This is a genomic window from Paenibacillus gansuensis (genome assembly GCF_042684925.1).
GTDB classification, from domain to species: domain Bacteria; phylum Bacillota; class Bacilli; order Paenibacillales; family DY6; genus Paenibacillus_N; species Paenibacillus_N gansuensis.
This window is the reverse complement of record NZ_JBHUME010000002.1, coordinates 285,169-296,672: the sequence shown is the minus strand read 5'-3', so window position 1 is coordinate 296,672 and position 11,504 is coordinate 285,169. Positions and strand designations below refer to the sequence as shown.

The 11,504-nt window shown below is 48.0% G+C and carries 13 protein-coding genes; 11 read left to right on the top strand and 2 right to left on the bottom strand.

From position 1 onward, the window contains the following. The first annotated feature begins 106 nt into the window (after window positions 1-106). Window positions 107-403: a hypothetical protein gene (locus tag ACFSUF_RS01585; RefSeq protein WP_377599440.1), complete on the top strand. Its 297-nt coding sequence runs from the start codon at window positions 107-109 to the stop codon at window positions 401-403. 66 nt (window positions 404-469) lie between these two features. Here ACFSUF_RS01585 and ACFSUF_RS01580 read toward each other — a convergent pair whose 3' ends face one another. Further along, window positions 470-1,477 carry an LLM class flavin-dependent oxidoreductase gene (locus tag ACFSUF_RS01580; RefSeq protein WP_377599438.1) on the bottom strand — a complete coding sequence of 336 codons (1,008 nt, stop codon included), beginning with the start codon at window positions 1,475-1,477 and terminating at the stop codon, window positions 470-472. 255 nt (window positions 1,478-1,732) lie between these two features. Here ACFSUF_RS01580 and ACFSUF_RS01575 point away from each other — a divergent pair, with 255 nt between their 5' ends. The 6 genes from ACFSUF_RS01575 (at window position 1,733) to ACFSUF_RS01550 (ending at window position 7,780) form a co-directional block, all read left to right on the top strand. Continuing rightward, window positions 1,733-2,857 carry a metallophosphoesterase gene (locus ACFSUF_RS01575; RefSeq protein ID WP_377599436.1) on the top strand — a complete coding sequence of 375 codons (1,125 nt, stop codon included), beginning with the start codon at window positions 1,733-1,735 and terminating at the stop codon, window positions 2,855-2,857. Window positions 2,858-2,931: 74 nt separating this feature from the next. Continuing rightward, on the top strand, window positions 2,932-3,696 hold the full coding sequence (locus tag ACFSUF_RS01570; RefSeq protein WP_377599434.1) for a YdcF family protein: 765 nt from the start codon (window positions 2,932-2,934) through the stop codon (window positions 3,694-3,696). Between the two features lie 80 nt (window positions 3,697-3,776). After that, window positions 3,777-4,643 carry a hypothetical protein gene (locus tag ACFSUF_RS01565; protein WP_377599432.1) on the top strand — a complete coding sequence of 289 codons (867 nt, stop codon included), beginning with the start codon at window positions 3,777-3,779 and terminating at the stop codon, window positions 4,641-4,643. Between the two features lie 130 nt (window positions 4,644-4,773). Beyond that, window positions 4,774-5,865 carry an acyltransferase family protein gene (locus ACFSUF_RS01560; RefSeq protein WP_377599431.1) on the top strand — a complete coding sequence of 364 codons (1,092 nt, stop codon included), beginning with the start codon at window positions 4,774-4,776 and terminating at the stop codon, window positions 5,863-5,865. A 29-nt stretch (window positions 5,866-5,894) separates the two neighbouring features. Further along, entirely contained in the window at window positions 5,895-6,956 is a 1,062-nt protein-coding gene (locus ACFSUF_RS01555; RefSeq protein ID WP_377599429.1) for an acyltransferase family protein, read from the top strand. A gap of 683 nt (window positions 6,957-7,639) precedes the next feature. Further along, on the top strand, window positions 7,640-7,780 hold the full coding sequence (locus ACFSUF_RS01550; protein WP_377599427.1) for a hypothetical protein: 141 nt from the start codon (window positions 7,640-7,642) through the stop codon (window positions 7,778-7,780). Here the strand turns inward: ACFSUF_RS01550 and ACFSUF_RS01545 are convergent. Further along, the gene (locus ACFSUF_RS01545) at window positions 7,770-8,138 is read right to left on the bottom strand and encodes a helix-turn-helix domain-containing protein (RefSeq protein WP_377599425.1); all 369 of its coding nucleotides are present in this window, start codon (window positions 8,136-8,138) and stop codon (window positions 7,770-7,772) included. The two genes, ACFSUF_RS01550 and ACFSUF_RS01545, sit on opposite strands and share 11 nt — an antisense overlap. Window positions 8,139-8,398: 260 nt before the next feature. Here ACFSUF_RS01545 and ACFSUF_RS01540 point away from each other — a divergent pair, with 260 nt between their 5' ends. The 4 genes from ACFSUF_RS01540 (at window position 8,399) to ACFSUF_RS01525 (ending at window position 11,502) form a co-directional block, all read left to right on the top strand. Beyond that, complete coding sequence (locus tag ACFSUF_RS01540; RefSeq protein ID WP_377599423.1) at window positions 8,399-9,154, top strand: YveK family protein; 756 nt, start codon at window positions 8,399-8,401, stop codon at window positions 9,152-9,154. Then, window positions 9,135-9,830, top strand: coding sequence for a CpsD/CapB family tyrosine-protein kinase (locus tag ACFSUF_RS01535; protein WP_377599421.1), 696 nt, complete (start codon window positions 9,135-9,137; stop codon window positions 9,828-9,830). Before ACFSUF_RS01540 ends, ACFSUF_RS01535 begins: the two co-directional genes overlap by 20 nt. 89 nt (window positions 9,831-9,919) lie before the next feature. Beyond that, entirely contained in the window at window positions 9,920-10,828 is a 909-nt protein-coding gene (gene galU / locus ACFSUF_RS01530) for a UTP--glucose-1-phosphate uridylyltransferase GalU (RefSeq protein ID WP_377599419.1), read from the top strand. 2 nt (window positions 10,829-10,830) lie between these two features. Continuing rightward, complete coding sequence (locus ACFSUF_RS01525; RefSeq protein WP_377600205.1) at window positions 10,831-11,502, top strand: sugar transferase; 672 nt, start codon at window positions 10,831-10,833, stop codon at window positions 11,500-11,502. Window positions 11,503-11,504: the final 2 nt, after the last annotated feature.

Genomic DNA, 11,504 nt, shown 5'->3' with positions numbered 1-11,504 from the left:
ACTATGTATCATAAATCCGATTTAAACTATAAAGAGGAGGCCTGCAGGTACCGGAACGATAAAAGCATATATCTACGGGCGGTTCATAGCCGAGGAAAGACTTACATTGAAACGTAAACTAACACCGGATTATTACAAACCTACTAATGGCGATTGGGGGCATACTGCGGATTTGCGTTTAATGGCAACATGGGAGGACGGTCCGGCAGGGCCTGCAGACAAATATTTATTTTCTTATTACGGCAGAGGGGCTACGGTAGCTGGACGACAAGAAGTTCAATATCAGCCCTTTCAATATCAGTCCTTTGAATTTCCGAAGGCCAATTTCAGATATATAGAAGTCCGTTCTGTATACGGTGATTTTGTAAGCGAGCCAATGATTATTAGAGGAAACCTTCCGTAACTAACAGGTAATGACAAAAGCCCATTTGATCTAATGATCAAATGGGCTCCTTCTCATTCCTCCAACTTACTCCCCAACCCTCATAACCTCCGCAATCAACCGGTACGAATTCACTCTCGCAGCAAAATTATGCACAGGCGTCACGATCATAAACTCATCCGTACCGTACCTTTCGGACATTTCCAGCAGTTTCTGTTTCACCTGCTCCGGATTGCCTACGATTCTGCGGTGGCGCCGTGCATTCATATGCTCCAAATCGTAAGGCGTATAAGGATAATCCATGGCCGTTTGTACGGATGGGAAGGTGTCGAGCATCCGGCCCTGTTCCAATCGCAGGAAGAACAGATCCGCGCTGGTGGCCAGCCGGTTCGCTTCTTCCTCGGTTTCGGCGCAGATGACGAGCACAGCAGCCAAGGTACGCGGTTCGTCGTTCAGCACGGAAGGCTGGAACTGCTCCTTGTACAGCTGAATGGCCTGCTCACTGCCGGGCACGCCGAAGAACTGCGCGTAGGCATAGGCCTGGCCCATTGCGGCCGCGATTCTTGCGCTGCCGAGGCTGGAGCCGAGCAGCCACAGGTCCGGCGCCGTCGGAATGGACGGCGCGGTGTGCAGCCCGGGGAACCGGTGGTCCTCGGGCAGCGATTCATGCAAATAGCCGGCCAAGTCGGCGATTTGCTGAGGGTACAGATCCACATCGCTGCGCTTGCCTTCCTGCAGCGCGCGGGTGGACAGCGGCATGCCGCCCGGCGCGCGGCCGGTGCCGAGATCGATGCGGCCCGGGTGCAGTGCTTCCAGCAGGCGGAAGTTCTCCGCCACCTTGTAGGCGCTGTAGTGGGTCAGCATGATGCCGCCTGAGCCTAGCCGGATGCGCTGCGTCAGCGCCGCCATGTGCGCAATGAGCACTTCCGGGCTGGAGTGGGCCAGCGCTTTCGACGAGTGGTGCTCCGAAACCCAAAAGCGAGTATACCCCAGCTTCTCCGCTTCCTGTGCCAGCCGGGTCGTTTCCATCAACGCATCCTGCGCAGTTCTTCCTTCACTTATTTGCGATTGGTCCAAAACACTTAGCTTGATCATATGATATTCTCCTCAATGTGAGACTATATTTAAATAAGTAACTTATTTCAAGTGTACACTACATGGCATACAGTGGCAAACATCCTGCTGATTGGCGATACTCTGTTCGAAGGGGGGATAGTTACAAGCACTAAGCGTAAGTCGTTGAAGCAAGGCAACGTTTCGTTTGATATGGTTGCCCCCCACTAGTGTGAAGCATGCACCCCATATGATATGATCCCAGTGTGACCATTTTCTTTACAAAGGAGCTTGAACTTGTTCGCTTTCATTCCTATTTTGCTAGTGTATCTCGGGTTGAATTATTTTATCGGCTGGAACGGATCGCTGCTGTTGTCCTATTACGGAAATCCCGTTCCGCAAGGCGTGTATTGGACGTTATTTGCTCTGATGGTGTTTGCCTATCTTCTTGGCAGATCCCCGTTTCCAGGCGGACCGGCCGGCAGGGCGCTGAAGTGGATCGGCTCGTATTATTTTGCTTTCATGGAATTTGCGGTCATTGTACTTCCGTTAGCGGATCTCAGCTTGTGGCTGGCGAAACGAAACGGGGGAAATCCTGACGTTTATGTACCGGTGATCAGTTCCCTGACGTTATTGATCTTTGTCGCTTTATTGATCCGCGGCTCCTGGAATGCATGGAATCCGGTTGTCCGCAAGTACGAGATTGAGGTGGACAAGCAGGCAGGGAACCTGAAACAGCTGCGCATTGCCGTGGCTTCGGACCTGCACTTGGGAGATATTGTGGATAACCGCCATTTGGGGCGTCTGGTATCCATCGTGAAGGAAATGAAACCGGACCTCGTCCTGCTGCCGGGGGATGTAATCGATGATGTGGTGGAGCCTTTTATCCGCAAAAACATGATCGAACAGCTGAAGCAGCTCACCCCGAAATACGGTATATATGCGGTGCTAGGCAATCATGAATATTACGGCGGCCATATTAATCGCTACACAAAGCACATGAAGGAAAACGGCATACCCGTTTTACAGGACGAAACGGTGCTGATCGACAATTCATTCTATGTAGCGGGCCGCAAAGATAAAACCGCGCAAAGCATGGACCCGGCGGGAAGACTCAGCCAGGCGGAGCTGCTGTCAGGTCTGGACCACAGCAAGCCGATCGTCCTGATGGATCATCAGCCTTACCAGTTCCAGGAGGCGGCCGATGCAGGTGCGGACCTGATGCTGTCCGGACACACGCACCGCGGGCAGTTTGCCCCGAATCACTGGGTGACGCGCCGATTGTTTGAGCTGGACTGGGGTTATCTAAGGAAGCACAACATGCATGTCATCGTCTCCTCCGGCTTTGGGACCTGGGGACCGCCGATCCGGCTGGCATCGCGTTCGGAGATTGTGGAAGTGAAAGTTATTTTTAAAAAGTAACCGTTTTCTGATGTTACAAAGCGTAGCAAGCCTATCTGATACCAGTTATAATGATATCGGATAGGAGGGAGAGCATGGATTTTGCCTATATAATAAAAATCATTTATACGCTGATGTTTCCGCCTTCTTTACTTTGGCTGGTACTGAGCGGGCTGGCCGTGTACACCTTCTGGAAGAAACGCCGACGTTTCGGCTATGTTTTACTCGCTTTGTCCATCTTTAGTTACATCACCACCTGTTCGTTTACGGGATACCTGTTGAACCGCAGTCTGGATACTCAGCTGGTTTATCCTCAGAACATCGAGGGGGATGTCATTATTGTGCTGGGCGAAGGGGCCTCCTTGCGGGTGCAGAGTGTGGATGATATCGGAGAGCTTCAGCCTAATTCCGCACTGAATGTGCTGGTGGCAATGAAACTGTACCGCAAGCTGCATGTGCCTATCCTGCTTTCCGGCGGGCAAGGGCTCGGTGTCAGCTCGGCCGGCAACGAATCCGATATCTCACGACGGTATTTGCTCAGTATGGGAGTGCCAGAACGAATGATACTAACAGACAATGGAAGCAGAACAACGCTGGAGAATGCAAGGGCATCCAAACGGATCCTGGAGCAGGAAGGGTTCAACAGGCCCATTCTGGTGGCCTCCGCCTTTCATATGGAGAGGGCAGTCACCCTGTTCACGGAGGAAGGGATGAACGTCCTCCCGGTTCCGTCGCTGCTGCAGCCCAAAGTGGTTCACCGGTTTAACCTCTTTGATTTTATTCCTTCCAGTGCAGGCAGTTTTGCTGTACAACGGGGGATAAAAGAGATGCTCGGCAGATTACAGCATTGGTTCGTATAAAACCTTCTTATTAATAGAAGGTTTTTTCTTTTTCCTATGGGTCATAAGTATGTAATGAACTTGAGGAAGGGGCTGAACCCGTGAGCGTATACCAGGCGGTTGGTTGTTTTCTTTCGCTGATTCCCGGAGCAGGGCAGTTTTATCTCGGCAGAATGGCAGCGGGGACGTTCTATGCTGGTATGCATGGACTTTTATTATATTTTTATTTGCAGGCAGAGGGCTCCAATATGTTAGTTGTAGCTCCTCTGGGCTTTTTGGTCTATGCGGCTGGAATGCTTGATTATGTCTATTTATCCCGCAAGCAACCTATACGGATTGGCATCATTCGCTCTGCAGCCAGAGGGCTGGCGGGCGTTTGCGTATTTTTCATGATCTGTACAACCAGCTTTTTCGTTTATCAAATCCCTCAATTCTTCCATAATACGGTTGAGGAATCCGTGCAGGAGAGAATCCAAAAGTATCTGGAAAACAAGTATGGCCATCCATTCGAATTTGTTTCTATTACGGGAGGCATTTCCTCGCAAAGATACAGGGCTGTCATGTATCCCCTCAACGATCCCGGTATCCGTTTTCACGTGACGCAGGCATATGCGGGCTCGGTTACTTTTCAAGACCAATATCTTAAGGTGCTTTGGTCCGTACAGCTCAAGAGCAAAGTCAACGCCTTACTGCGGACCCATTTCCCGGGAAGTACTGCAACTGTATCCGTTCTTCCCGGCGGCAGGCTGAATAAAAAGGCGTATCAATATGAGGATATACTTGATAATCCTAATGGCGAGGTGCGCCAAATACAGGTGAAACTCAGCATAAAGAAGGATACATCAGGAGCATCTACGGAAACAGTCTACATACAGAAACTCGCAGAGCTTCTTCCGGAGCTGAGAGGGCTGGGTGTACGGGGTGTACCTTTCTACGTTTATGCAAACGGTGTGCTGATCGGGGAGTGAACGTGTGCAGGGATGAGGTAGTATGAACTACATAGTTTTAAGACTTCTAACATCTATCAAAATTTGGATGTGTCATCTATAATGTTACATATTGTATCAATAGACATAGAAATAAACCTTGGAGGGAACCATGAACAAACGTTTAGAACTGATTCAAGCTTCAAGAGCGCTGGTACCGCTTCTTGTCATTGCCTTTCATGTTGCGATCGTTATGAGGGATTATTTTGATTACAATTTCCTTCATGCGGCCAGCTTGGAAAAATCGGGAGGCGTGGATTACTTCTTTGTGCTTTCCGGCTTTATGATTTTCTTCATCTACTATAAACATATTGGGGCGAAGGAGAAATTTAAGAGTTACCTGATTTCACGTATGATTCGAATTTACCCCGTCTATTGGGTGCTTACGCTCTCGCTCATCCCCGTATATTTCCTGATGCCGGCCTTTGGCGGAGGACATGAAACCCAGCCGGGAGTTATCATCCGCTCCCTGTTACTGCTGCCTCAAGAAAATGCCCCGATTCTTACGGTGGCCTGGTCCCTTACACTTACATTACTCTATTACCTGGCCTTTTCACTGATGTTTATCTTGCCTAGATTTGCATTATGGGCCTTATATTCGATATGGGCGGCCCTCATCATATTCGGTGTAACGGGATTCCTTACTTTCGATGAAAACATGTATCTGGAAACGCTGTTTCATCCGCTTCTGTTGGAGTCTCTCGGCGGCAGTGTCTGTGCGTTTATCGTGCTGAAAACTAGGCCTGCTATGGGCTTGGCTCCAGTAATTTTGGGTGTCGGGGGTTATGTGTTCGCCTGGGTAAACGGGGTCTATGAATGGATCGATGTTCCTGCCAGCCTGCTTTACGGAGTATCTTCGATGCTTCTGATTGCGGGATTGGGATTCATCGATACTTCTCGTCAAATCAATGTCGGAAAAGTATTGAATTATATCGGAAACGCCTCATTTTCCATCTATCTCACGAACTTTATTACCATATCGTTATGCGCCAAACTATTTCAAAAAGCCAAAGTGCATGAAGCAGCCGGAGGCCTAATCAGCAGCATATTGATGATTGCCTTCGCGGTGGCTGCAGGCTGTATAGTGCATACGTTATTGGAAAAACCCATTGGCACCAAGTTAAAGCACCGGGTGCTGGGACGCAGCGGCCCGGTATCTGCCCGGAATCGAGGTACCAATGTGTTAGCTGCACAAGGGAAATAAACACTCGTCAACAGGGAGGCAGATATGTGATGAAGCGAATTGAATGGATCGATGTCGCGAAAGGGATTGGAATTATACTCGTTGTGATGGGGCATACAAGCAGTATTACTTCAGATGCTGCGCGGATGATTTTTTCGTTTCATATGCCATTATTCTTCTTCTTATCCGGCTTTGTGTTTTCGGCTTCAAAATACAAGACGCTGCTCAGCTTCGTAAAACGCAAGGCTGTCACATTGTTGATCCCTTATGTTACCTTTTCCGTCCTTACCTATGGATTCTGGGCAGTAATTGGACGAAAGTTTGAGGGACAAGACGTGAGCTTATGGAAGCCTCTGCTCGGCATTGTATATTCGAATGGAATTGACAATTGGCTGGTTCATGGAATTACACTCTGGTTTTTAACCTGTTTGTTTGTGGTTGAGGTTGCTTTTTACCTGATATTCCGAAACCTGTCCGTAAAAAGGGTGGGATTTCTGCTGCTTGTTTGTTCGGTGATCGGTTATGCGGACAGTTTGTATTCCGGTTTCAGGCTGCCATGGAGTATCGATGTCGCCTTTACGGCTATCGTGTTTTACGGTCTAGGATACATAGCGAAGAAGCTCCAGTGGAACCCGGCCGCCTATGGCAGCGCGCAGGCACTTCTGATCCTGATTGCCGCTGCAGCGGGGAATATTGGTTTCGACATGTTGAACGGATCTGTCCCAAAGGTGGATATGAACAAAAACCAACTTGGTGTTTACGTTTACTTTTATCTCTCGGCAATCTGTGGAATCGCAGCAATCTTGGTGTTATCCAGCCTGGTTGCGCGCTTTGGCAAAATGTTGACTTATCTGGGCAGAAATACGCTGGTCATCTTGGCCTTCCATATTATAACGTTTAAGCTTATGAAGGCTGTACTCACGTACGGTTTCCAAGTATCTGCCGAACAGATGGAGAAATCGCTCGTGTGGTCTATCGGATTTACAATAGCGTCCCTGTTGATGCTTGTACCCGTCAATTATTTCTTTACTAAGTATATGCCGGTGATGATCGGCAGACCAAAGAAGATTGGCTTGAACTCTCAGTTGCAGGCTTCAGCATCGCAAGTATGAAGCTGTCCCTGTAACATGCGTAAACTTAGAGGGCGTGTCCTTGCGGCATGCCTTTTTGCTTTGTGCAGAAAAGCACGATTCCGACATGGGAAGCGTTTCCTATGCAGCAGTCCGGACTTTGAGTGAGGTAATTTGAACTGTAATAACCAGTTAAGTCCCACAAAATTTGGTAAGTACTTATTGTTCTGCTGACTAAAGACAGCGTTTACTAGAGGATCACATCATTCGTTTTTTTGAATTCTACCAAGCAAGGAAGCGCTGCCAACCAGCCTGCTGATTTGCCAATTCTAAGGTCCTGTAAGGAGAAAGGCCTATACCTGTCAAAATCGGTCTGATACATAACGGAGCATGCCATAGGATGCAGGACGTTTAGGGGGGGATGCAGAAGAAAACGTTTTATTCATCAAATGTTTACAAGATTCAGGCGGGCGGACCTAAGAAAAATCATACAAGTCAGGAGAAAAGGACGTAGCTGAGAACAGGTATGAAAAGCTATGCTTAGTAATAGATTTATGTATGATATTGGATTGCGTTTGTTCTCTTCCTAGGCCGGTAACAATGTTATTTTCCACTGAACGGCACAAAAATCGGTTTAAAACACGAACATTGTGTACATACCTGTTACGGCTGAGTCAACAATCACTAGAAACCTAAAGAAATAGAATAGGGATAGGAGAGGTTTGATGATAAGCATGGCGAAGAAGGAGAATAAAGTGGATGTAGATGTGCGTAAAGTAATGGAGCAGCTCGGGATCCGGCAGGACATCGCCGAGCTGCTCAGGGAGTGGAAAGAGGACGTTCAGCCGAATGCAATTACCGGATAGACCGTTCCGCTCGGATGAAGGCGATAAACCGCCGGGCTTCCTCTTTGGTCAGCTTTTTCCCGTCGATCATCAGATTATATTTCTCAAGTAATTCTTCGTCAGACAGTTCCAGCTCGCTTACAAAATCGTGAACGGCGGGTTCTGGAACGGCGCTTGTTTCGGAAGTGCGGCCGATTAAATAATCAATGCTGACTTTGAACAAGTCGGCGATCTTGGTCAGGGTCTCGTAGTCGGGTTCGCGGCGATTGGTTTCATAATGTGACAACGAGGCTCTTGAGATGCCAAGACGTGAAGCCAGCTCTTCCTGGGTAAACCCTTGTTTCTCCCGCAAGTTATGGATGATCGTTCCGTATGGCATAGACATGTTCCCTTCAATGGAGAAATCCGTAAAGTGATGCTCTTAATTAAATAATAATTTCAATGCTTAGTACATGTCAAAAAAAAGAAGAAATATGATACAAAATGTATTTTTTAATCAAAAATTAATCTTTTTTTTCGTTGACACGATACATTTTGTAACATATAGTTTGAACTGGATTGTATCATCATCCTTTTGTTAACAAAATTTACATTAAATTTACATCTTAACCTTTACTACAACAATATCGGAGGATGGCCATGGAAACGAATGAGTTCAAAGATTATCTAACTATGTTGAAACGCAGATGGCATATCATTACCTTGATTGTACTGCTGACAACGATTGGGGCGGGATTGTACAGTTACCTGGTAATCAAGCCTACATATGAAGCTTCCACGAAGCTGATCGTTAACGTGAAACAGAATGTCGGGCTCCTGGGAGAACTGAAGCTTGATGACATCAACTCCAATATGAAGCTGGTCGATACGTATAAGGAAATTATCAAAACTCCGCCGATCCTGGATAAAGTGGCCGCGCAATACCCGGAGTTGAGCGACAGTACTTCAGGGTTAAACCAGAAAATTTCGGTCAACTCCGTAAACGGTACACAGGTGATGACCGTTAAAGTAAGGGATCAATCCTATGAGAAGGCAGCAAAGATTGCAAACGCCGTATCGGTTGTTTTCAAGCAAGAAATCCCGTCCATTATGAAAATCGATAACGTTACGATTCTCAGCCTGGCCAAGGCCGATGCGAATCCTGCACCGGTTGCTCCAAATAAAGTGCTGAATATCCTGGTCGCTTTTGTGCTTTCTTTAATGGTTGGAGCAGGACTTGCATTCGCACTCGAATTTATGGACGATACACTGAAAACGGAAAGCGACATCGAGCGTTATCTCGGATTAAGCACACTTACTACGGTATATTCGATTACGAAGAGCGACATCACCTCGAAATCGAACCGAAATTATAAGAGGGTAGGTGAACCTGGTTATGCCACAATCAACCAATAGCCCGCTGCTCATTGCAGACAGCAACCCGCACTCTCCGATTACGGAAGCTTATCGTACGCTGCGCACGAATATCAGATTCTCTTCAGTGGATAAGCCGGCTCAAGTCATCATGGTCGGTTCGGCGGTTCCGGGTGAAGGCAAAAGCACTACGGCAGCAAATCTCTCCATTGTCTATGCCCAGGAAGGAAAGAAAGTGCTCCTGATGGACTGTGACTTAAGGAAGCCAACAGTTCATACCAGGTTTGCCGTTCATAACCGTAACGGGTTAACGAATCTGCTGGCGGGAAATTATCAGCCTCATGAAGCTTTCCGTGAAACAGGAGTCGATAATCTGACCGTAATCACCTCCGGTGCCATTCCTCATAATCCTTCGGAGCTGCTTGCTTCGAAGAGAATGGCGGGATTGCTGGAGAAATTCCGTGCAGACTTCGATATCATCATCATCGATACTCCTCCGATCCTTGCCGTGACAGATGCGTTGATCGTCTCTTCCTTTAGCGACGGGGTGGTCCTCGTAGTGAAATCCGGAAAGACGAAAAAAGCGCTTGTACAGAAAGCCAAATCGAGCTTGGATCATGTCAATGCCAATCTGCTTGGTGTCGTGCTCAATAACAAGAAACGGGAAGACGCAGAAGCAGGCTATGTTTATTACTACGGAGCGGACGAAGCGAAATAATCGCCCGACGCTCCTTCTATAAGGCACAAATATATTCCACATGATACATTACGTATCAAATACAAAAAGGAAACGGATAGGTGAACAGGATGAGAAGAGTAAAAAAAGCAATTATCCCTGCTGCCGGTTTAGGAACAAGATTTCTGCCAGCCACCAAAGCCATGCCCAAGGAAATGCTGCCGATCGTAGACAAGCCGACGATCCAGTACATCGTAGAGGAAGCCGTTGCCTCAGGTATTGAAGATATCATCATCGTCACCGGAAAAGGAAAACGCGCGATTGAAGACCATTTCGACAACGCTTTTGAGCTGGAGCAGAACCTGATGGAAAAGGGCAAGCTGGCGTTATTGGACGAAGTACGCCGCTCCTCCCGCGTTGAAATTCATTATATCCGCCAAAAAGAGCCGAAGGGTCTCGGACACGCGGTGTGGTGCGCCCGGAACTTCATTGGGGATGAACCGTTTGCGGTTCTGCTCGGAGATGATATTGTTCAGGCTCAGACGCCTTGCATCAAACAGCTGATTCAGCAATATGAGGAATCACAGAAATCCGTTATCGGTGTGCAGCCGGTTTCTTATGAGGAAACCAACCGTTACGGAATCGTGGATCCGATCGAATCCATCGGACGCCTAAGCACGGTCCGCCAATTCGTGGAGAAGCCGTCGCTAGGAAAAGCTCCTTCCAATCTGGCGATCATGGGTCGTTACGTCCTGACACCGGGCATCTTCAAACATCTGGCCCTGCAGGAAACGGGGGCCGGCGGAGAGATTCAACTGACGGATGCCATTCAGAGGCTCAATGAAGAAGAAGGCGTTCTGGCATACGACTTTGAAGGCGCACGCTATGACGTAGGGGAGAAGCTGGGATTCATTACTACAACGCTTGAGTTTGCCCTGCAGAACAAAGACATCCGCTATCCGTTGATCACGGCAATGGAAGAAATCCTTGAGCGGGTTCACTTAAATTCTATGCTATCAATTCGAGGTGAAGAGCAATGAATATGATCAATCCGAATAAAGAGGCCTATTACAGTACGGCATTAAGTGCAACAGCGGCCAGTGAGAGGCTTAGTTATGCAATCGGCAAAAGAGTGATGGATTTCACAGGAGCGCTGGTTGGCCTAATTCTTGCGTTTCCCCTATTTCTGATCGTTGCGATTCTGATCAAATGGGAAGATCCGAAGGGCCCAGTATTCTTTAAACAGAAACGGGTCGGTAAAAACGAGAAAATCTTCTATATGTTCAAATTTCGTTCCATGGTAACCGATGCCGAAAAGATGCTGGATAAGCTCTTGGCTCAGAACGAAGTGAGCGGTGCGATGTTTAAGATGAAGAACGACCCGCGCGTAACGCGTATCGGCCGTTTCATCCGCAAGACGAGCATCGACGAGCTTCCGCAGCTGTGGAACGTATTGAAAGGCGAAATGAGCCTGGTTGGACCACGGCCGCCTCTTCAAAGAGAAGTGGATGAATACACGGCGTACCAAAAACAGCGCTTGGCTGTAACGCCGGGCTGCACAGGACTTTGGCAGTGCGGCGCCCGTAACTCCGTAGGTTTTGAAGAAATGGTCGAATTGGATCTGAAATACATCGCGACGAGAAGCATCAAGAACGACATCAAAATTATTCTCAAGACGGTCAAAGCCCTGACGGGTTCCAACAACGCATTTTAATG